22 protein-coding genes, 1 tRNA gene and 2 pseudogenes are annotated in these 20,892 nt (G+C 63.6%); 7 read left to right on the top strand and 18 right to left on the bottom strand.

The window, feature by feature from the left end; genetic code table 11:
- Positions 1 to 14: 14 nt before the first annotated feature.
- Positions 15 to 89, bottom strand: a tRNA-Gln gene (locus tag KHO27_RS05230).
- A 291-nt stretch (positions 90 to 380) separates the two neighbouring features.
- Here KHO27_RS05230 and KHO27_RS05225 point away from each other — a divergent pair.
- From KHO27_RS05225 to KHO27_RS26140, 3 genes and pseudogenes are all read left to right on the top strand, one after another.
- Entirely contained in the window at positions 381 to 623 is a 243-nt protein-coding gene (locus tag KHO27_RS05225) for a hypothetical protein (RefSeq protein WP_110698664.1), read from the top strand.
- 106 nt (positions 624 to 729) lie between these two features.
- Complete coding sequence (gene zapE / locus KHO27_RS05220; RefSeq protein ID WP_110698665.1) at positions 730 to 1,803, top strand: cell division protein ZapE; 1,074 nt, start codon at positions 730 to 732, stop codon at positions 1,801 to 1,803.
- Positions 1,804 to 1,923: 120 nt separating this feature from the next.
- Positions 1,924 to 2,115, top strand: a pseudogene (locus KHO27_RS26140) (MFS transporter); the annotation flags it as partial.
- On the opposite strand, the pseudogene KHO27_RS26135 reads toward KHO27_RS26140, so the two are convergent.
- From KHO27_RS26135 to KHO27_RS05145, 16 genes and pseudogenes are all read right to left on the bottom strand, one after another.
- Positions 2,089 to 2,169: pseudogene (locus KHO27_RS26135) on the bottom strand (cell filamentation protein Fic); the annotation flags it as partial. The pseudogenes KHO27_RS26140 and KHO27_RS26135 sit on opposite strands and share 27 nt — an antisense overlap.
- A gap of 2 nt (positions 2,170 to 2,171) precedes the next feature.
- Positions 2,172 to 2,339, bottom strand: coding sequence for a YhfG family protein (locus KHO27_RS05215; RefSeq protein ID WP_102684523.1), 168 nt, complete (start codon positions 2,337 to 2,339; stop codon positions 2,172 to 2,174).
- A 77-nt stretch (positions 2,340 to 2,416) separates the two neighbouring features.
- Positions 2,417 to 4,228 carry an ABC transporter ATP-binding protein/permease gene (locus tag KHO27_RS05210; RefSeq protein WP_110698667.1) on the bottom strand — a complete coding sequence of 604 codons (1,812 nt, stop codon included), beginning with the start codon at positions 4,226 to 4,228 and terminating at the stop codon, positions 2,417 to 2,419.
- Positions 4,229 to 4,470: 242 nt separating this feature from the next.
- The gene (locus KHO27_RS05205) at positions 4,471 to 4,674 is read right to left on the bottom strand and encodes a formate dehydrogenase subunit delta (RefSeq protein ID WP_110698669.1); all 204 of its coding nucleotides are present in this window, start codon (positions 4,672 to 4,674) and stop codon (positions 4,471 to 4,473) included.
- Positions 4,671 to 7,547, bottom strand: a complete 2,877-nt coding sequence (gene fdhF / locus KHO27_RS05200) for a formate dehydrogenase subunit alpha (protein WP_214501308.1) — start codon at positions 7,545 to 7,547, stop codon at positions 4,671 to 4,673. The genes KHO27_RS05205 and fdhF overlap by 4 nt, the downstream gene beginning before the upstream one ends.
- Positions 7,544 to 9,088, bottom strand: a complete 1,545-nt coding sequence (locus tag KHO27_RS05195) for a formate dehydrogenase beta subunit (RefSeq protein ID WP_214501307.1) — start codon at positions 9,086 to 9,088, stop codon at positions 7,544 to 7,546. Before KHO27_RS05195 ends, fdhF begins: the two co-directional genes overlap by 4 nt.
- The gene (locus KHO27_RS05190; RefSeq protein ID WP_214501306.1) at positions 9,082 to 9,567 is read right to left on the bottom strand and encodes a formate dehydrogenase subunit gamma; all 486 of its coding nucleotides are present in this window, start codon (positions 9,565 to 9,567) and stop codon (positions 9,082 to 9,084) included. Before KHO27_RS05190 ends, KHO27_RS05195 begins: the two co-directional genes overlap by 7 nt.
- A 322-nt stretch (positions 9,568 to 9,889) precedes the next feature.
- Positions 9,890 to 11,047, bottom strand: coding sequence for a glutathionylspermidine synthase family protein (locus KHO27_RS05185; protein ID WP_214501305.1), 1,158 nt, complete (start codon positions 11,045 to 11,047; stop codon positions 9,890 to 9,892).
- A gap of 2 nt (positions 11,048 to 11,049) precedes the next feature.
- Positions 11,050 to 11,802 (bottom strand): DUF1190 domain-containing protein, encoded by a 753-nt coding sequence (locus KHO27_RS05180; protein WP_062359546.1) that lies wholly within the window; start codon positions 11,800 to 11,802, stop codon positions 11,050 to 11,052.
- 25 nt (positions 11,803 to 11,827) lie between these two features.
- A complete protein-coding gene (locus KHO27_RS05175; protein WP_023631082.1) occupies positions 11,828 to 12,253 on the bottom strand; it encodes a DUF350 domain-containing protein in 426 nt (141 codons plus the stop codon).
- 12 nt (positions 12,254 to 12,265) lie between these two features.
- Complete coding sequence (locus tag KHO27_RS05170) at positions 12,266 to 12,922, bottom strand: DUF2491 family protein (RefSeq protein ID WP_178082045.1); 657 nt, start codon at positions 12,920 to 12,922, stop codon at positions 12,266 to 12,268.
- Between the two features lie 208 nt (positions 12,923 to 13,130).
- Positions 13,131 to 13,832 (bottom strand): PspA/IM30 family protein, encoded by a 702-nt coding sequence (locus KHO27_RS05165; RefSeq protein WP_214501304.1) that lies wholly within the window; start codon positions 13,830 to 13,832, stop codon positions 13,131 to 13,133.
- Positions 13,833 to 13,848: 16 nt separating this feature from the next.
- Positions 13,849 to 14,463 carry a YjfI family protein gene (locus tag KHO27_RS05160; protein ID WP_110698679.1) on the bottom strand — a complete coding sequence of 205 codons (615 nt, stop codon included), beginning with the start codon at positions 14,461 to 14,463 and terminating at the stop codon, positions 13,849 to 13,851.
- Positions 14,464 to 14,569: 106 nt separating this feature from the next.
- On the bottom strand, positions 14,570 to 15,202 hold the full coding sequence (locus KHO27_RS05155; protein WP_110698681.1) for a hypothetical protein: 633 nt from the start codon (positions 15,200 to 15,202) through the stop codon (positions 14,570 to 14,572).
- Positions 15,203 to 15,213: 11 nt separating this feature from the next.
- Positions 15,214 to 15,504, bottom strand: coding sequence for a hypothetical protein (locus tag KHO27_RS05150; protein WP_214501303.1), 291 nt, complete (start codon positions 15,502 to 15,504; stop codon positions 15,214 to 15,216).
- A gap of 273 nt (positions 15,505 to 15,777) precedes the next feature.
- Complete coding sequence (locus KHO27_RS05145; protein WP_110698685.1) at positions 15,778 to 16,707, bottom strand: LysR family transcriptional regulator; 930 nt, start codon at positions 16,705 to 16,707, stop codon at positions 15,778 to 15,780.
- A gap of 189 nt (positions 16,708 to 16,896) precedes the next feature.
- Between KHO27_RS05145 and KHO27_RS05140 the strand changes: the two genes are divergently transcribed.
- The 3 genes from KHO27_RS05140 (at position 16,897) to KHO27_RS05130 (ending at position 19,533) form a co-directional block, all read left to right on the top strand.
- Positions 16,897 to 17,880, top strand: a complete 984-nt coding sequence (locus tag KHO27_RS05140; RefSeq protein ID WP_110698687.1) for a DUF1852 domain-containing protein — start codon at positions 16,897 to 16,899, stop codon at positions 17,878 to 17,880.
- A gap of 26 nt (positions 17,881 to 17,906) precedes the next feature.
- Positions 17,907 to 18,941 (top strand): methionine synthase, encoded by a 1,035-nt coding sequence (locus KHO27_RS05135; protein WP_214501302.1) that lies wholly within the window; start codon positions 17,907 to 17,909, stop codon positions 18,939 to 18,941.
- Positions 18,942 to 19,026: 85 nt separating this feature from the next.
- Positions 19,027 to 19,533 carry a flavin reductase family protein gene (locus KHO27_RS05130; RefSeq protein ID WP_110698691.1) on the top strand — a complete coding sequence of 169 codons (507 nt, stop codon included), beginning with the start codon at positions 19,027 to 19,029 and terminating at the stop codon, positions 19,531 to 19,533.
- A gap of 15 nt (positions 19,534 to 19,548) precedes the next feature.
- On the opposite strand, the gene KHO27_RS05125 is transcribed toward KHO27_RS05130, so the two are convergent.
- Positions 19,549 to 20,124, bottom strand: coding sequence for a hypothetical protein (locus KHO27_RS05125; RefSeq protein WP_110699149.1), 576 nt, complete (start codon positions 20,122 to 20,124; stop codon positions 19,549 to 19,551).
- Between the two features lie 204 nt (positions 20,125 to 20,328).
- On the opposite strand from KHO27_RS05125, the gene KHO27_RS05120 reads away from it, so the two are divergent.
- Entirely contained in the window at positions 20,329 to 20,886 is a 558-nt protein-coding gene (locus KHO27_RS05120; protein ID WP_214501301.1) for a hypothetical protein, read from the top strand.
- Positions 20,887 to 20,892: the final 6 nt, after the last annotated feature.

The following is a 20,892-nucleotide window of genomic DNA, read 5'->3' as shown; positions in this document are numbered from 1 at the left end:
ATACAACTTTAAAATGGCAGGGGCGGCTGGATTCGAACCAACGCATGGCAGGATCAAAACCTGCTGCCTTACCGCTTGGCGACGCCCCTGTATCGGATCTGCGAATGACTGATCACCGCCTCACTGACAACCCCCTGACAGCTCCGTGTGTTGCTGCTCGGGAATGGCCGGCACTTTAACAACCTTTTTTCGAAGTGGGAAGCTTTTTTTTGAAAAAAACGCACGAAAACAGCAAGTTAGTTGTATCAGCTACCTTTCGAGAGGGTTCTCGCGCCGCCTACGACAACCGCTCGTCGCAATTCCACCGGCTCGCCTCAACACAATCGCATTCCTCCATTCCAATCAGATAGAGCCCATCGGCGCATCACAAGGAGGACGCCATGCCCGTTTCCCATGACCTCTACCAGGACCTGCACTACCCACGCGAAATCGTCCAGCAGCGCCGTCAGCAGGACCCGCAGCTCGACCGCCTGCTGGACGAGTACTTGGACATCGACAACCAGGTGCTGGCCGCAGAGTCGATCTCGGCAGGCAACTTTGTGGACGAAGACCTGCGCCATCTCAAGGAGCGCCGTCTGGCGGTCAAGTACATGATCGAGCGCCGACTCGAGCGCAGGACCTGACCTATCGCTTTTCGCGATCATTGCCCGGCACATTCTCGATTGGTCAAAATGCCCGGCTTCGCGCAAGCTGCGCCCTGCCCCAGACTCGGCCCGAGGAGCCTGCCACTTGTCCACCTGGATTCCCCCGTCCTTGCGCCAGATTGGCCAGCGCCTGCGCAGTGCCCCGGACAAGGTTCCCACCTTGTTGGACCACTTCCAGAAAATGGCAACCGAGCGTGGCTATGCCCTGAGCGATGGGCAGCTTCAGGTGATAGAGGCGATGGCCATGCTGTTGGGCAGCTTCGACGCGGGTCCGACGCGCAGCCTGTACCTGCACGGCGCGGTCGGACGCGGCAAGAGCTGGCTGCTCGATGGCTTCTTCCAGGCCGTGCCGACGGCGGCCAAGCGCCGCCTGCATTTTCACGATTTCTTCGCCCGCCTGCACCAAGGCATGCATCACAACCGGGCGCAGGACGATGCCCTGGGGGCGACCCTCGACGCGCTGCTTGGCCACTGCCAAGTGCTGTGCTTCGACGAGTTCCACGTCCATGACATCGGCGACGCCATGCTGCTCACCCGGCTGTTCGATGCCCTGTTTGCACGAGGCGTTTTCCTGCTGGTCACGTCCAACTACGCGCCTGAGGGGCTGCTGCCCAACCCGCTGTACCACGCGCGCTTCCTGCCGGTGATCCGCCTGATCAACAGCCGCATGCAAGTGCTTGAGGTAGGGGGAGAGACCGACTTTCGCAGCCTGCCAGCCAATCGCCAACACCAGCGCTTCACCCGGGGTTGCTACGTCTGGCCAGGAGATGCAGGGCAACGCCGAGCTCTGCAGGTGCCCGCGCCGCAGCCGGTAGGGCTGGAGGTCAACAAACGTTCCCTGAGGGCCCTGGCCAGCGAGGGGCGCCAGGTAATGTTCAGCTTCGACGATCTGTGCGAACAACCGACAGCAGTGATCGATTACCTGGCCCTGGCCGAGCGCTATGATCGCTGGATCATAGACGGCCTGGACGATCTGGCCGAGTGCTCGCTGGCGGCGCAGCAGCGCTTCGTCAACCTGATGGATGTGCTGTACGACCAGGACCGGGAGGTGCTGGTGATCGGCAAGCAGGCCCTGGAAAAAAGCCTGGGCGGCGCCATCGCCGATCTGATGCGTACACGCAGCCGCCTGGGGCAGCTGCATCAGCAGGGGCCAGCCTGAGCGCCTCTGCTAGTGTGGTGTTTCACAAATAACGACCATAACTCGCGGCGCTTTTTGCGCTCATGCGGCGTTGAGGCCGCTATTGTCTAGAGTGAAATCGGAGCAACGCCGAGATCACCCATGAACAGTGTTCCGCACTCGCGCCGTCGCCACAGCCTCGCGCTGATCCCCCGCAGCGTCTGGGCCCTGGGTTTTGTCTCGCTACTGATGGATGTCTCTTCGGAGATGATCCACGCCCTCCTCCCGCTGTACATGGTCAGCGTGCTCGGCACCTCAGTGCTGGCCGTCGGCCTGATCAAGCCGATTGCGCAAGACCGAGGTGCCGGCATAGCAATAAGCATCCTGCCCTACCCCGTACTTATCCAACGTCAACGCTGCTTGCGGTATTTATGCAGCAGTTCCTCCCGGGTCGGGAGTTCACGCTCGGCCGCGTCCCGAGACACGCTGAACCCCTCTAGCCTCAGGCTGGCCAGGTAGTTGGAACGACGCGTCTTGGCGCAATAAGCCTTCTTGGTTTCCAGGCTGATCCCTTTCACCTTTACACACCTTGCGGGGTGAACACACCGCGATTATAGCGGATCGCAAGCAATGCCGTGCGATGTTCCCCTACGCCCTATGCTGGCACGGCCGGCTGTTGCTCCAGGAGCGACCAGCCCCCCTGCCCGTCCACCTCCAGGCGATGGGAATGGAACGCCGCCAGGGTGCTGCGGTGCCCGACGCTGACCAGCAGCGTCGCCGGCAACTGCTCACGCAGCAGCGAATACAACGCATGCTCCAGCCCTTCGTCCATCGCCGAAGTCGACTCGTCGAGGAACACCACCTGCGGCCGATTGAACAGCACCCGGGAAAACGCCAGGCGCTGCTGTTCGCCCAGCGACAGGATGCGCGACCAGTCACGCGGCTCGTCCAGTCGCTCGGCCAAGTGGGCAAGATTGACCTGGCGCAGGGCCTGTTGCATGCGCACATCGTCCCCAGGCTCGCCCTGCGCCGGATAGGCGATGGCAGTACGCAGGTCACCCAACGGCAGGTACGGACGTTGCGAGAGGAACAGCGCCTGCGTCCCCGACGGCCGCCTGACCTCACCGTCGGCATGCGGCCACAGGCCCGCCAGGGCGCGCAGCAAGGTGGTCTTGCCGCTGCCCGATGGTCCCTTGATCAGCAGCGCCTGGCCGCTGTGCAGGTTCAGGTCGAGATCGGTGATCAGCGCGTAGCCGTCGGGCCGACGCACCTGCAAGCCATGGATGCCCAGCGCATGCGCCTGGTCCACAGTGGTCACCCGTGGCAACTCACTGGCCTGCAGATTGGCATCGAGAAACCCGGTCAGACGGTCGAGGGTGGCACGATACTGGGCGAAGGTGTCGTAGGACTCACGGAAGAACGACAGTGAATCCTGCACCTGGCCGAAGGCCTGGGCGGTCTGCATCACGTCGCCGAGCTTGATCGCACCACTGAAAAAGCGCGGCGCCTGGAGGATGAACGGGAACACCACCGCCACTTGGCTGACGCCCAGGTTGAACCCGCTGAACTTGAGGTTCCGGAATACCAGGGCCCAGGCGTTGCCGATCAAGGCGAAGAAACGCCCAAGCAAGGTGCCGCGCTCCACCTGCGCGCCCTGGTAGAAGGCGATGTTCTCGGCGTTCTCGCGCAAGCGCATGAGCGCGTAGCGGAAGTTGGCGGTAAGTTTTTCGTTGAGGAAATTCAGGCGGATCAGCGGCTGGCCGAGGCGAAAGGCGATCCAGGTGGCGATCAGCACATAGATGTAGACAGCAAACACCATCGCCCGGGGGATTTCGACGCCGGCCACGGCCAGTGGCGCCGACAGGCCCCAGAGAATGCCGGTGAACGCCACCAACGACACCACCGCGCCAACCGCCCCCAACGCCAGGGAAACGGAACCTGTGACAAAGTTGTTCACGTCCAGCTCGATACGCTGGTCGGGGTTATCCACGGGCTCTGCGAGAAACTGCCCACGGTAGTAGGCATCGCCGTGCATCCAGTCGGCGGTCAGGCGCTCGGTGAGCCACACCCGCCAGCGGATGTTAAACGCCTGGGTCACATAGAAGGTGAACAGCGAACGCAGTACATGGATGGTCGCCAGCACCGCGAACACCCCGAGCATGTACCAGAACGCCGTCTGGTCCAGGGCCTGCAAGGCACTGTAGAAACCGTTGTACCAGAACGAGAACAGCACGTTCAGGCGCACCGCGAACAACGTCAGCACCAGCAGCAGGGCGAAGGCCAGCAGCGGGCGCCAGCTGCGGCGCCAACTGAAATAAGGTCCGGCCAGGTGCCAGAACTGAGCACCCCAGCGGGTGCAGCGCACCGCCAGGAAGGCGGCGACGATGAAGCAGCCAAAGGTGACCAACGAGGCGATCGCCAGCCAGCTCAGGCTCGCTTGCAGGGCCTGGTGCCAGTTCATGTCCATGGTGGGCTTCCGTCAGGGTGTTTTTGCGAGCGTAGCACCGGCTATTCGTTAACCCTGCGAACATGACGGACATTTCATCCAAGCCATGCGCTGCGCCAACATTCTAATGCTGGCGATTGGATCAGGGCGGGAGCGCGCCGGCGGTCACAGGGCACCGCTGACGCGGCGCATCGCCGGCAAGCCGGCTCCCACAACGACCGCATCAGCCTCAAGCCATGCGCCATCCTGCGGGAGCAGGCGTGCTACGCCAGTGCCTCCCGTACCTTGGGGTCGAGCCCCTCCCCCGCGTGGGCCTCGTTCCACTCCAGTAACTGCCGGCGCATGGCCGGCGTCCAGAAGCTCTGCAGATGCTGCCTCACCCCCTGCACCGCCTTGGCATGATCCGGCTCACTGTCGAAGTAATGAGCGATCTGGTTGGCCATCTTGACCAGGTTGTCGCTGCTCATGGGCGCACCTTCGCCTTTTCCGACTGACGCCGCTCCTTGAGCAAGCGCCGCTGCTCGTCACTGAAACTCTGATAACGCTTCTGCCATTCCGACGGCTGGAACACCTTCACCACCTCCACTGCGGTGACCTTGTATTCCGGGCAGTTGGTGGCCCAGTCGGAGTTGTCGGTGGTGATCACGTTGGCCCCGGACTCGGGGAAGTGGAACGTTGTGTACACCACCCCCGGCGCCACCCGGCTGCTGACCCTGGCGCGCAGCACGCTCTGCCCGGAGCGGCTGCCCACGCCCACCCAATCGCCGTCGGCGATGCCGCGGCTCTCGGCGTCGCTGGGGTGGATCTCCAGGCGGTCCTCGTTGTGCCAGGCGACGTTGCCGGTGCGCCGGGTCTGCGCGCCGACGTTGTACTGGCTGAGGATGCGCCCGGTGGTCAGCAGCAGCGGGTAGCGGCTGTTGACCTTCTCGTCGGTGGGCACATAACCGGTGAGCATGAAGCGCCCCCTGCCGCGCACGAACTGCTCGATGTGCATGGTCGGCGTGCCGTCGGGAGCGGCGTCGTTACATGGCCACTGCAGGCTGCCGTGGCGGTCGAGTTCGGCATAGCTGACCCGGCGGAACGTCGGGGTCAGGCGGGCGATCTCGTCCATGATCTGCGATGGATGCTGGTAGTCCATGTGATAGCCCAGGGCATCGGCCAAGGCCAGGGTCGCCTCCCAGTCGGCCTTGCCGGCCAGCGGTTCCATGACCTTGCGCACCCGCGAGATACGCCGCTCGGCATTGGTGAAGGTGCCGTCCTTCTCGAGGAACGAGCTGCCGGGCAGGAACACATGGGCGAACTTGGCCGTCTCGTTGAGGAAAATGTCCTGTACCACCACGCACTCCATCGCCAACAGCGCGGCGGTGACGTGCTGGGTATTGGGGTCGCTCTGGGCGATATCCTCGCCCTGGCAGTACAGCGCCTTGAAGCTGCCATCCAGCGCAGCCTCGAACATGTTGGGTATGCGCAGGCCCGGGTCGGGCTGCAGGGTCACGCCCCAGGCCTGCTCGAACTCGGCGCGCACGCTTTCGTTGGAGATGTGCCGGTAGCCGGGCAACTCGTGGGGGAACGAACCCATGTCGCACGAGCCCTGCACGTTGTTCTGCCCGCGCAGTGGGTTCACCCCCACCCCTTCGCGGCCGATGTTGCCGGTGGCCATGGCCAGGTTGGCGATGCCCATCACCGCAGTGCTGCCCTGGCTGTGCTCGGTCACGCCCAGGCCATAGTAGATCGCAGCATTGCCGCCGGTGGCGTACAGCCGGGCGGCGGCGCGGATCTGCTCGGCGGGCACGCCGCACACCGGGCCGAGCACTTCAGGGGCATTGTCGGGCTGGGCGACAAAATCGCGCCAGCGCGCAAAATCCTCGGTTTCGCAGCGGGCATCGATGAAGCGCTGGTCGAGCAGGCCCTCGCTGACGATCACATGAGCCAGGGCGTTGAGCATGGCCACGTTGGTACCCGGACGCAGTTGCAGGTGCAGTTCGGCGCGGGCATGGGGTGAATCGACCAGATCGATGCGCCGTGGGTCGATGACGATCAGCCGCGCGCCCTGGCGCAGGCGGCGCTTGAGCTGCGAGCCGAACACCGGGTGGGCGTCGGTGGGGTTGGCGCCGATCACCAGCACCACGTCGGCCTGCATCACCGAGTCGAAGCTCTGGGTACCGGCGGACTCGCCCAGGGTCTGCTTGAGGCCATAGCCGGTAGGTGAATGGCAAACCCGCGCGCAGGTGTCGACGTTATTGTTGCCGAAGGCCGTGCGCACCATTTTCTGCACCAGGTACGCCTCTTCGTTGGTGCAGCGGCTGGAGGTGATCCCACCGATGGAATCACGCCCGTACTTGAGCTGGATGCGTCGCAACTCGCTGGCGGCATAAGTGACTGCCTCATCCCAGCTGACCTCTTGCCACGGATCCTCCAGGCGTTTGCGGATCATCGGCCTGGTGATGCGGTCCGGGTGCGTGGCATAGCCCCAGGCGAAGCGTCCCTTGACACAGGCATGGCCGTGGTTGGCGCCGCCGTTCTTGTCCGGGACCATGCGCACCAGCTGGTCGCCCTTCATCTCGGCGCGGAACGAGCAGCCCACGCCGCAATAGGCACAGGTGGTGATCACCGCGCGCTCGGGCTGGCCGAGCTGGATGAGGCTTTTCTCGCTCAGGGTCGCCGTCGGGCAGGCCTGCACGCAGGCGCCGCAGGACACGCATTCGGAGCTGAGGAAATCGTCACCGCCGGCCGCCGCCACCCGCGACTTGAAACCACGCCCGGTGATGGTCAGGGCGAAGGTGCCCTGGATGTCTTCGCAGGCACGCACGCAGCGACTGCAGACAATGCACTTGCTCGGCTCGTAGTCGAAGTACGGGTTGGACACATCCTTGTGTTCGTCCAGGTGATTGGCGCCGTCGTAGCCATAACGCACCTCGCGCAGCCCGACCTGGCCGGCGACGGTCTGTAGCTCGCAGTTGCCGTTGGCCGAACAGGTCAGGCAGTCCAGCGGATGGTCGGAGATATACAGTTCCATCACGTTGCGGCGCAGGTCGGCCAGGCGTGGCGTCTGCGTGCGCACCACCATGCCCTCTCCTACCGGGGTGGTGCAGGAGGCCGGGTAGCCGCGCATGCCATCGATCTCGACCATGCACATGCGGCACGAGCCGAAGGCCTCGAGGCTGTCGGTGGCGCACAGTTTGGGGATGCTGGTGCCGAGCATGGCCGCGGCGCGCATCACCGAGGTGCCGGCGGGCACGCTGATCGAACGGCCGTCGATGACCAGGCTGACCTGCACCTCGCTGAGGCGTTGCGGGGTACCCAGGTCGAGGTCGCTGCTGGGGTCGAAGTAATTGATCATTGCGCGGCCTCCAGGCCGAAATCGGCGGGGAAGTGCTTGAGGGCGCTGGCCACCGGGTACGGGGTCATCCCACCCATGGCGCACAGCGAGCCGTATTGCATCGTGTCGCACAGGTCGCGCAGCAACCCCGCCTGGCTTTCGCGGTAGGCCGGGTCGGTGCTGGCGATCAGCCGGTCGACCACTTCCACGCCGCGGGTCGAACCGATCCGGCACGGCGTGCACTTGCCGCAGGATTCTTCGGCGCAGAACTGCAGGGCGAAGCGCGCCATGCCGGCCATGTTCAGGGTGTCGTCGGCCAGTACCACGCCGCCATGGCCGAGCATCGCGCCAATGGCAGCGAAGGCCTCGTAGTCCAGCGGCGTGTCGAACTGTTCGGGCGGCACCCAGGCACCCAGCGGGCCGCCGACCTGCGCTGCCTTGATCGGCCGGCCACTGGCGGTGCCGCCACCGTAGCCATCCACCAGCTCGCGCAGGGTCAGGCCGAAAGCGCGCTCCACCAGCCCGCCATGGCGGATATTGCCGGCCAGCTGGAACGGCAGGGTGCCGAGCGAGCGGCCCATGCCGAAATCGCGGTAATAGGCCGCGCCCTTGGCCAGGATGATCGGTACCGAGGCCAGGGTGAGCACGTTGTGCACCAGCGTCGGTTGACCGAACAGGCCCTCCAGCGCCGGCAACGGGGGTTTTGCGCGGACGATGCCGCGCTTGCCCTCCAGGGATTCGAGCAGCGCGGTTTCCTCGCCACAGATATAGGCTCCCGCGCCGACCCGCACCTCCAGGTCGAAGGCCACGCCGCTGCCGGCGACATCCAGGTAACCGGCCTCGCGGGCCAGCAGGATCGCCTCGTTGAGCGCGCGCACGGCATCGGGGTACTCCGAGCGCACATAGATGTAGCCCTTGCTCGCCCCCACGGCGAGGCCGGCGATGATCATGCCCTCGATCAGCAGGAACGGGTCGCCCTCCATCAGCATGCGGTCGGCGAAGGTACCGGAGTCACCCTCGTCGGCGTTGCACACCACGTACTTCTGCCCGGCCGGCGCCTGGCGCACGGTGCGCCACTTGATGCCCGCCGGGAAGGCCGCGCCACCTCGGCCACGCAGGCCCGAATCGAGCACTGCCGCGACCACTTCGTCGCCGTCCAGCAGGGTGGCCTGGCGCAGCCCCTCGAAGCCACCGTTGGTGTGATAGTCATCCAGCGACAGCGGCCGGGTGATGCCGGCGCGAGCGAACAACAGGCGCTGCTGGGTTTTCAGGTAGGGAATGTCCTCGACCGGCCCCAGCGCCAGCGCATGGCCGGCGTGGTCGCCCGCCAGGGCATCGAGCAAACCGGGGACATCCTCGGGCGCTACCGGCCCGAAGCCCAGCCGGCCTTGCGCGGTGTCCAGTTCCACCAGCGGCTCCAGCCAATACAGGCCACGGGAGCTGGTGCGCTTGATGCGTATCGGCAGGTTGCGCTGCCCCGCCTCGCGGACCACCGCATCGGCCACTTGGTCGGCACCGACTGCACGGGCCAGCGAATCACAGGAGATGCACAGGTTCAACATGCCTTCACCTCCTCTCGGCAGCTCGCCACCAGCGCCCGCAGGCGCTCCGGGGTAACGCGGGCGTGGAGCTGGCCATCGAGCTCCAACGCCGGCGAGCAGGCACAGGCACCCAGGCAGTACACCGGGCGCAGGTCGAGCGCACCGTCTTCGCTGCGGCCGTGATCATCCAGCCCGAGCTGCTCGCGCAATTGCGCGGCCAGCGCCTCCGCACCACGGCTCTGGCAGGACTCGGCGCGGCACAGGCGCAGGGTATGGCGGGCCGGCGGCGTGGTACGGAAATCGTGGTAGAAGCTGAGCACCCCGCGCACCTCGGCCTGGCTGAGGTTGAGGGCATGGGCGATCTCGGCGACGGCGATGTCAGGGATGTAGCCGGCGCCGGTCTGGATGGCGTGGAGAATCGGCAACAAGGCGCCGGGGGTGTCCTTTTCACGGGCCAGGACACGCTGGATCAACGGCAAGTGGTTCAACTCATCAGGCATACAGCAGACCTCGGCAACCCGGCCCGACCCTGATCGCGGGCCAGTGTCCGGCGGTGTTCAGCTGCGGTGCGCCTGCCGTGTCACGGTGGCGGCAAGCCAGGCACCCTCCTTGCCTGTGGCCATGCGTCTTGCTGCGCGCGGTCCACGGGCATCCTCAGAGCATGGCAGCTATTGCGCGAAGAGGTTGTGCGCGGGCGACCCGGCGCGTCCTGAAACCGACCAGTGGGAGATGCCATCATCGGTGGAGCGATCGTAACGTTGTGATCAGCCCGCTGCCACGCTGACGACGCTTGCTACGTCGCTGTCGCGACAGCGCAGCCGGTCAGTCCACGACCACATGCGGCAGGAACCGCGAGCTGTCCTTGGTAATCAAGGTGTCGTCTTCACGAATGCCGATCCCCGAGGCCAGATCACCGACCACCCACGAGCCGATCAAGGTGTAGCTGTCACCGAACTTCGGCAAAGGCGCGAAACCTTGCAGGATATACGGCGCATCGTCGTAGGGTCCGTCCTCGAACACCCGCTGGTCATCGGTGGTGCGGATATCCACGTTGGCCCCCTCGCGGGAGAAGTACGGCTTGCGCACCCAGCCCTTGGGCACCGGCCGCCGGGGGTCTTCGTCGAGGAAGGCCGGCAACAGGTTCGGGTGGCCCTCATGCCATTCCCACAACAACGGCAAGATGCCCTTGTTGGAGATCAGCGATTTCCACGCTGGCTCGACGAACTGGGTATCGCAACCGGCGATGGCCTGGCCGAAGTCCTCGTGGAAGATATGCTCCCAGGCGTGCAGCTTGAACAGGCGCGGGATCGGTCGGCCCTCGAGGTCGACGAAACGCCCCTCGTCGTTCAGACCGATATCCTCCAGGTCGATATGCCGGGTACTGATACCCACGTGCCCAGCCATCTTGCGCAGGAAATCAGTGGTGCCGCGGTCCTCGATCGAACCGCCGATGGCCGAGAAGTAGAACGGGCTTTCACGTTCGAAGGCGGCAAAAGCCCGCACCAGGTCTTCAGCCAGGGTGTTGAACTGGCTGGCATGGGCCGGCAGCACGCCGCGCTCGATCTGCTGCTCAAGCCAGATCAGCTGGAACGCCGCGGCTTCGTACAGCGAGGTCGGCGTGTCGTAGTTGGCCTCGATCAGCTTGGCTGGGCCCGTGCCCTCGTAACTGAAGTCGAAACGCCCGTAGAGGTGTGGATGCCCCTCCTTCCATGAACGACGCACCAGGTCGAAGAACGCCGGCGGAATCGCCAGGCGGGTCATCAGCGCTTCGCTGTCGACGATGCGCGCCACCGCGTCCAGGCACATCGCGTGCAGCTCCTGGGTGGGCGCCTCCAGGTCACGGCTGACCTGGGCCTCACTGAACTGGTAGTAACCGCGCTCATCCCAGTAGCGCTCACCGTCGATGGTGTGGAAGGCGAAGCCCTCACGCTCGGCGGTGGCGCACCAGTCCGGGCGTTCGTCGCAGTGGACCTTGCGCATGTTCAACCGCCGAAGCTGAAGCCGCCGCTGCTCTTGCCGCCCCAGCCGCTGCGCGCAGTGGCCTGGCTGCCGAAGCCGCCACGGGAGATCGACGAGGACACGCTGGAGCGGGTCGAGGTGCTGGACTTGTAGCTGCGGCCGCTGGAACTGCCGGAGTAGTAGCTGGAGTAGCTGCCACCGCTCTGCTGGGCCTGGTCTGAGCGCTCGAAGCGCTTGCCCTGGTCGATCTGCTGGCCGAGTGTGGTGCTGCGGTAGCCACCGCTGCTGTCACGATACTGGTAGACCGGCTGCGAGTAGTACTGGCGATTGCCGCCGCTGAGTACCTGGCCAAGCAGCAGGCCGGTAAGCAGGCCGTTGAAATTGCTGCCGCCGCTGCTGGCCTGGCCGCTGTTCTCGACCTGGGCGCGGGCCGCATCGACCTGGGACTGGCTGACCTCGCCCGACACCGCCAGCTCGAAACCACCGAGGCGCGGCATGTAGCGGTTATCGCTGGTGACCTGGCAGTAGTCCGGCACGAAGTCAGCCTCGCAGGCAGCCTTGTCACCATAGGTCGGGGCGATGCGGCGGTGGTCGGCCAACGCCTGCATGTAGGCGTCGGAACACACGTCCACCGGCATCTTGTCATCGACACAGGCCTGGACGGTGGTGTAGTTGCTGCGCTTGCTGACCGTGTAGGTCTCCTCGGGCGCGCTGCACGCGGTGAGCGCCAGCGGCAGGGAACTGGCCAGCACCAGCTTGACGGAACTGCGTCTCATGTATGGCTCCTTGCGCGCAAACGGCTCAGACCGACGGGGTCATGCAGGCCGAATTGAGGAAGCCCACGCTGATCGCCACGGCGGCGGCGTAGATCGCGGCGGCCATCTCGCCCTTGGCGATGCGGCTTGCCAAGCCCTTGAGCACCAGGCTTGTGATCCCGAAGGCGAGCAGTTGCACCACGGCGGCGATCACCACCCAGACCACGAAGTCGAGCAGGCTGACGCTGTAGGCGATGATGTTGCTGGCCGGCAGCGAGAAACCGATCAGCGCACCGCCCAGCGCGATGGCCGCAGCGCTGTTGTTGTCGCGGATCAGGGCGAATTCGCGGTGCGGGGTAAGGTGCGTATAGATGAACTGGAACAGCCAGAACAGCACCAGCGCCACGCTGATGTAGAGAATGAAGCCGATCACTGCCTGGGCGTTGAGCGACATGCGAAGTGCGTCGAGCATGGTGAATCCTTGTCAGATGACGTTGAAGTCCGTTGATTGCAGGGTGACACCCACCGAAGTGGTCAGGCTGACATTGCCGTCCTCGTCTTCCTCCACCGACAGCAGGAGGAATTCGCGGCGGTCGGTCAGGCCGGTTTCGCGGGCATACAGCATCGACAGGTGCTGGATGCGGTAGCTGGTCTCGGGGCTGGTGACCCACTCGCTGATCGGCGTGAGCTCGGTCTGTCCCTCTTCGCTGCCCCACTGGCGAACGAACTCGTAGCCTTCGTGCTCGTAGTACGGCAGGCCGATGTTCGACTCGGGGCCGACCAGGCGCTTGAGTTCGGCGTCGCTGGTGACCGGCACCACGCTGTAATAACCGAACAGGATGATGTCACGGACATCGTCAGCGGACGCGCCGTTCATCACCACCTGCAGCCAGTAGTCCTCGTCTTCCATATAGAAGCGCGCCAGGCGCACCGACTGGCCTAGGTCGACTTCACCGACCGCCCAGACCACTTCCTGCTCGGGGACCTCCAGCTCGGAATGCCCGTCGAGCAGCAGTTTGAGCGAGCGATCGAGCTTGAGCATGCGCCCGCTACCCAGGCCAAATGGCTGGTTGCCTTGGGCCTGGCTACCGGCGGCAGGTTTGGGGGCTTCGAAGCCCATGAAGCGTTTCAACCAACCCACGGGGCATCTCCTGGGTGAAAGGGGGACGGAACAGGAGCCAATCGCGGAGCTGTAGCGAACAGGCTGGGCCTGTCGGGAGAAGGCGACATTGAAAATCCCTTGGGTCGCGGCAGTCCTTTGGCGGGGGCGACACGATACTGCTTTTCGTGCGCCCCGCCAACGGGTCTGGCGCGGGTTTCACGCCAGTGGACCAAGCCCGGTCAACGAATCACTCCGCCGGCTTGGCCGCCTTGGCCTTCAAGCGTGCCAGCACATCGTCGGCACCACTGTTACTGGCGCCGATCCCGGCCGACTTCAGGCGTGCTTCCAGATCGCTGCCGTCAGCCTTGCCTGCCAGTTCCGCCGCCGCTTCCAGCTCGGCGGCACGCTCCGTCTGACGCTTCTTGATGCGGTCCAGCGAGCCGACCGCCGTTTCCAGGCTGCCATTGGCACCACCGGTGGCCGAGGCCGCACTGACCTGGGCACGCTGCACGCTCTCGCGGGCCTTGACCAGGTCCACCTGCTGCTTGAGGCCCTTGATCTGCGCCTCGGTCTTGCTCACGGTTGCGGTCAGGGTCGTCACCGACGCACCGAACTGGTCGGCCAGCGCCTGCTCGCTGTCACGCTGGTTGGTCAGGTCGGCGATGCGCGCCGCGCACTCGTGGGCCAGGCCCTCCTCGCCCTTGTCCAGCGCGGCAATGGCCTTCTGCTCCCAGTCGCCGATGGTCTTGTCGAACTCGGTGATGCGCTGCTGCGCGGTCTTGTGCTTGGCCATGATCTTGACCAGCTGGTTGCGCGCATCGATCAGGCTGTTGTCCGCGTCGCGGATCTCCTGGTCGAGGATGCGCAGGGCCTGGGAGTCGACGATCGCCTCACCGACTTCCGAAGCGCCGCCACGCAGGGCGGTGACGATCTTTCTCAACAAACTCATGGTGCAATCTCCGGAATCAGTGGGTGAAGTAGTCTTCAAAATCTTCGGCGGCGGTGATGACGTTGTCGGCCAGGGTGTGGATCTCCTGGACGATATTGTCCAGCGACGAGGCCGCGCTCAGGGCGCCGAACATGGTGTACACCGACTCGCCCGAAGGCAGTGTGTGCAGGCCGATCGACGACAGCGGGAACACGTCGCGGGTGCGCAGCACCGCATCGTTGAATGCAGCGCGGTCTTTCACTTGGCTGGCTTCCACCAGCAGCGTATCGACCAGGATCTGCTCACCGGCCACGGCGATGTACAGCGGCAGGCCGTCCAGTTCGTTCATCACCAGCTTGAGGCTGGGCTCGGCGCCCTGTTGCAGGGACAGGCCGATCGACTCGTCACGCACCTCGTCCAGGCCTTGCAGGGCGCCGTGCAGCGTTTCGATCGTCCAGTGGGTGTGCTCGGTCATGAAATCCTCCGTTCTGACCTGTTTGCCCGCGTGGGGCTGACGTAAAGCCTTCTCGATGCCGCGCAGGGCGGCGGCGTGCTCGGGCAGGATCCACAGCTCACGCTTGACCAGGCCCGCGGCCTTGAGCCGGGCGCGCATGTCACGCATGTAGTCGGTGGAGCTTTTCTTGCCTGCCATCGAAGGGGTGTCCTTGTCTCACATGTGATGCACGTTACGCCTGGATCACGAGCTGCGCAAGCATCACATGTGAGGAGCGATGCCGGCGCGGTGCGCTCGCCCCAACTTATCCCGCCACTCGCGTCAGCCGCTGCAGCGCCTCGATCACCTGCGGATCCCGCGTCTCGAGCACATCCATCTGGATCCTTGCGATCACCGCCTTGAGTAGCTCGGTTTGGCTCATCCGGGTTTGCCCCAGCAGCGTCAGGAAATCCTCGGCCATGTGCGCGTTGACCTTCATCGACAGCCGCCGCGTGGCTCCAGACGCCGGCAGCCCCCTCTGACGCCGCTGCGCGTCGAGTGCCTGGACGAAGGCCTCGTGGCCGGGTTGCAGACCCGCCCCCTGGCGGGCCTGCACCAGCCAATGGAAATAATGGGCGAGGAACAGCTTGCGCAAGTGTGCCCCCGCCTCGCTGCTGACCGCTTGCATCGCCGCGTCGAGCACATCGAGATACACCGCCGGCAGCCGCGCCTCGATGGACTTGAGCTGCTGCTTGCGCGCCTCGCGGATAGCCGGGGTGGACTGCGGCGGGATGGCCACCACCGTATCGCAGCCGTCGCACACGCCCACCAGGATGTCCCGTGCCACGCCCAGGCCATCACTGAAAGGCACGTCGCGCCGGGTGTAATGCATGGCGACCAATGCCTGGCAACGCTCGCACAGGGCCTGGCCGGTGTCGCCCTCGAACAGGATATTCATGCTTGGGTTACTCATTGGTGAACACTGATGAACCACGTCTGCGGCTCGATGAAATAGAACTTGATGTACCAGCCGGAGCGCCTGAGCACATGGACTTCGATGGCTGGCACGGCATGGTGTGGGCTGCAGCTGTAGTGAGTGCCATTGCAAGCACGGATGACCTCGATGATATCGCCCGCACTGACCGCGCCAAGGGCCAACAGGTTCTTTACCTCGATATCGCCCCGCGCTGCATGCAGGTACCTCCCCGATTCGAGCGCGGCAATCACCGCGCTCCTGGCTGCCTTGAAGCCTTTTGGCATGACCCCTCCCTGGCATTACGAAAATCATCGTACATTATTCCAGCCAAATCCAGCTTGCGCTTCGACTCAGCCGACCAACGGCGCTGTCACACACCGATGAAACCTGGGCAATGAACTACGGCCGCGGGCGCGAAAGTGTGTGGCCTGGATATGTAACCGGCGCTTTCGGGGAAATACAGCGTGTTTCGCACGATCCTTGCCGACTCGATGATGGCCCGCTGATCCGTGCGCCTCGATTGCCAGTTAATGCGCTGCGATAGCTGGGGCTGGCTGTCAAACGGCGATCCCGGAAACAGCATTGACGCCTTCCAGCGTCGCGAAGGACATATCCTTTGCCGTGAGCAGGAAGTCGCTGACATAAGGCACTTCGAGCATGTCGCTGCGGACCGCCGCATACAGTTTTGCCTGCAGCCCCTTCTCTCCCAGGCGCTTGGTGGTCACGTATCCACGCGAGCTGTATTCATGCACGGCCCAGTTTGGCAGGCAGCACACACCGCGGCCGCTGGCCACCAGTTGCATCATCATGATCGTCAGCTCCGAGGTGCGTACTTGCGCCGGCTCGACGTCGGCCGGGTCAAGGAAGCGGGTGAAGATGTCCAGCCTGTTGCGCTCGATCGGGTAGGTGATCAGCGTCTGGCTACCAATATCGGCGGGCTCGAGGTACGGCTTTGCACACAAGGCGTGATGATTATCGATGGCCAGCAGTGCCTCATAGCCGAACAGTGGCACGTAGGTGATCCCCGGCAACTTTACCGGGTCGGACGTCACCACCAGGTCCAGATCGCCCCGCTCCAACGCCGGCAGTGGCGCGAATGAAAACCCCGACGCCAGGTCCAGCTCGACCTCCGGCCAGGCACCGCGAAATTCGTCCACCGACGGCATCAGCCATTGATAGCAACTGTGGCACTCGATCGCGATGTGTAGCCGCCCGGCCGTACCGCCCGCCAGCTTGCCCAGGTCCCGCTCGGTGGCGCGGATCTGCGGCAGCACCTGCTCGGCCAGTTCCAGCAGCTTGAGACCGGCGCTGGTAAAGCGCACCGGCTTGGACTTGCGCACGAACAGCGGCATGCCAATCCGGTCTTCCAGCTCACGGAACTGGTGCGACAGCGCCGACTGGGTCAGGTGCAGCCGCTCGGCGGCTTCGTACAGGCTGTCGGTTTCGCGCAAGGCATGGATGGTGCGCAGGTGCCTCAGATCGATCATGAGAAAAACTACACTTGTATGCAAAAAAAATGAGTTTGTCTCATGACACCTTGATCTTTGACAATCCCCCCATCGATTTTGCGTAAGCGAGAAAGACAGCCTGGCATGGCGCGTGCGTCTTGGCGGCAGCCATGCATCTCAACCCTGGCCTTTCTTGCCTCGCTTCAGACATCAGGGCACACGACCACCATGAATAACGAAATTGCATTCACCCTCAAGCGTATTTGTTTCGATGAGCACTACCAGCCTTCGGACAAGACCCGCACCACCACCAACTTTGCCAACCTGGCCAGGGGCAAGAGCCGCCAGGAGAATCTGCGCAATACCTTGAGGATGATCGACAACCGCTTCAATGCCTTGGCGCACTGGGATAACCCCAAAGGCGACCGCTACACGGTCGAGCTCGACATCATTTCAGTGGAAATGGATATCGGCCTCTCGGGCACTGCCCCTGCCCTGCCCTTGATTGAAATATTGAAAACGACGGTGGTCGATCGACAAACCAACGAGCGTATCGACGGCATGGTCGGCAATAATTTTTCCTCGTACGTGCGCGATTACGATTTCAGCGTGCTGTTGCAGGGGCATAACAAGGACCGGCAAACCTTCAGCACACCCGAAGATTTCGGAGACCTGCACGGAAAACTGTTCAAGTGCTTCGTGAGTTCGAGCGCCTACAAGGAGCATTTCAGCAAGCCCCCCGTCATCTGCCTGAGCGTCTCGAGCAGCAAGGTTTATCACCGCACGGAAAACCAGCACCCGGTCCTGGGCGTGGAATACCTGCAGGCTGAATACTCGCTGACCGATGAGTACTTCAAGAAGATGGGTTTGAAGGTGCGCTACTTCATGCCGCCCAACAGTGCCGCGCCGCTGGCGTTCTATTTTGCCGGCGATTTGCTGGGCGACTACACCAACCTGGAACTGATCAGCACCATCAGCACGATGGACACCTTCCAGAAAATCTACCGGCCTGAAATCTACAACGCGAACTCCGCCGCCGGCAAAACCTACCAGCCCAGCTTGCACCACCAGGACTACTCGCTGACGCGCATCGTTTACGACCGCGAAGAGCGCAGCCGGCTGGCTGTCGAACAGGGGAAGTTTGCGCAAGAGCATTTCATCAAGCCCTACCAGGCGATCCTCGAGCAGTGGTCCGCCCGTTGCGCGCTTTGACTCAACAAGACACAAGGTTTTCCAGTATGAAAAAGCTGTTACCCACCTCCACTGCCGGCAGCCTGCCCAAACCCGCCTGGCTCGCTGAACCTGAGAAGCTCTGGTCGCCCTGGAAGCTGGAGGGTGATGAACTGGTCGAGGGCAAGCAAGACGCGCTGCGCTTGTCCTTGCAAGAGCAACAGCACGCCGGTATCGATATCGTCAGCGATGGCGAACAGACACGTCAGCATTTCGTCACGACCTTCATCGAACACCTCGACGGTGTCGATTTCGAGAAGCGCGAGACGGTCAGAATCCGCGATCGCTACGATGCGAGCGTGCCGACGGTCGTAGGCGCTGTTGCGCGCCGCAAGCCTGTCTTCGTCGATGACGCCAGGTTCTTGCGTCAACACACCTCGCAACCCATCAAGTGGGCGCTGCCAGGCCCCATGACGATGATCGACACACTGTATGACGCCCACTACAAAAGCCGCGAAAAACTGGCCTGGGAATTCGCCAAGATCCTCAACCAGGAAGCCCGCGAACTCGAAGCGGCGGGTGTCGACATCATCCAGTTCGACGAACCCGCCTTCAACGTGTTCTTCGATGAGGTCAATGACTGGGGCGTGGCCACCCTGGAGCGCGCCATCGAAGGGCTCAAGTGCGAAACCGCCGTGCACATTTGCTACGGCTACGGCATCAAGGCCAACACCGACTGGAAAAAGACCCTGGGCTCGGAATGGCGGCAATACGAAGAAGCCTTCCCCAAGCTGCAGAAGTCCAGCATCGACATCGTCTCGCTGGAGTGCCACAACTCCCACGTGCCGATGGACCTGATCGAGCTTATCCGTGGCAAGAAAGTGATGGTTGGCGCCATCGATGTCGCCAACCACGCCATTGAAACCCCAGAGGAAGTTGCCAATACCCTGCGCAAGGCCCTGCAGTTCGTCGACGCCAACAAGCTCTACCCTTGCACCAACTGCGGGATGGCGCCCCTGCCGCGCCAGGTGGCAAGAGGCAAGCTCAATGCGTTGAGTGCGGGCGCGGAGATTGTTCGCAGAGAACTGGCAAACCAGCGCTGAGCCCAGGTCGGAGGTAACAGGCGAAGGCCCGGACAGATGCGGGCCTTCCCACACCCTCTAGCGGCACCCACACCCAGGATCTACTATGTCACTCCCTATCGAGCCATCGAGCTTTCGCGAAGCGCTCGGGCACTACGCCTCCGGTATCACGGTCATTACGTCGCACACCGATGACGAGCCGATCGGCTTCACTTGCCAGTCGTTCTACAGCGTGTCGATGAACCCGCCACTGGTGTCATTCAGCGTGATGGCCAGTTCGGCCAGCTACCCCAGGATTCGCCAGGCCGGCCGCTTCGCGGTCAACATCCTGGCGGGTGAGCAGGTCGAGATTTCCAACCAGTTCGCGCGGCGCGGCACGGACAAGTGGCACCAAGTGCAATGGCAACCGTCACCGCTGGGCAATCCGATCATTACCGGTAGCCTGCACTGGATCGATTGCGAGATTCACGCTGAACACGCCGCGGGCGATCACCTGATCGTCATCGGTGAAGTGAAGGCGTTGAACCTGCAGCAAACCACGTCCTCGCAGCCTTTGCTGTATTTCAAGGGGCAGTATTGCAACCTCGCGGCGCAGGGTGCGACGAGCGCCTGACGCTATCGCAGGCCATCAGAACAGCCCGCCCATGGTCAACGCCAGGCCGCCGCCCGCCTGCACGCCGATGTTGAACCCGGCGGAGAAGATCACGCCCTTGGCCGAGCGCAGCAGGCGCGGCAAGGTTTCCTGCGGCAGAAACGCGCCACCCGCCCCTATCGCAGCGGTACCCAGGGCCAACAGCTTGGGATCCAGGCCGAACAGCACGCCCGAGCCGCTGCCACCACCAACCAGGCCCAGCCCGCCTTCGAGGAACACGCACCCGCCCTTGAAGTCGTCGCGCACCAGGCCCCGGGCCGCGACCGATTCGGCCACCAGCACCGTGCCGATTGCCGGGAGGTCTGCGCTGGTGCCAACCGCGCCGACGCTTTTGCCGCGCACCAGCAGGTTGATCTTGCCTACCCGCGGCAAACGCGCGCCTGCGCCAACGCCGACCCCGAGCGAACCATAGCGAAACTGCTGCTCGGCCTTGTTCGGATCGGTCAGGGTCAGCAAGCCTCCGCTGGCCGCGGCAAACATCACCGTCAACCCACCCCCGCTGGCGCTCTTGTACTCCCAGTCGCTGACACTCAGCGGCAATGTGATCTGCATGTGCACCTCCGTGTAGTGGCAGCGCCATTCGACGCCGGCCAATCCCTGTGTCCAGATCGACAGCAGCATAGCAACCCGCGCCTTGCCAGCCCCATAGCCCCAATGAGCTATTGCCAAACCGCCACAAGGCGCCAGCCCATACGGATGACGAGCCCTGGCCTTGCTGATTGCGCATGAAAATTCCGAACTTGTTTTCACCGCCGCATGACCGTCGTGCAGGCACTTTCGTACAAAGACCTCGCCTGGCCTTCGGATATCCTTTCCATACCTTGGACACGGCTGGCCTCATGCCTGCTAGCGGTCCGACCAGGCCAAAATGTCAAGGGCAATGTGCTAGGATCGGAAAATATAGAGAATATCGTTGTGACGAACAGATCTGAAGCCGGGCTTGCCCGTCGTGCCGCTACCAGAAAAAAATACCTCCTGCTGAAAGGCGGGAGACTGGAAGCGTTGCGCATTACTGCTGACGATCTCGTTGAAGATCTCGCAACGAAAATCCTATCTGGCGGTACCTGGGTTAACGTCAAGATTCACGGCAGGAATCGCCCCGCAAGAGCGCCGCACCTCTCCGAGGTTGAACGAGATCTGTCAGAACTGAAAAAGCTTGTCGCTGCCCTGGCTGTCCGTTCCGTTGCGCATGCGGAAGTCACTAGTGTTGATCGCTCAGGCATGACGGTTCTCGACGCTGAGGCAGCCGAGCAGCTGCTCGATATTCCCCCTGAGCCCACCGAAACGCTTCGTAACTTGCTCGCACTGCGCTGAGGGGCA

Origin of the sequence: Pseudomonas sp. RC3H12, from assembly GCF_018596375.1 — a bacterium.
GTDB lineage: Bacteria > Pseudomonadota > Gammaproteobacteria > Pseudomonadales > Pseudomonadaceae > Aquipseudomonas.
The sequence above is the reverse complement of the archived record's forward strand: the minus strand, read 5'-3'. Positions and strand labels throughout refer to the sequence as shown.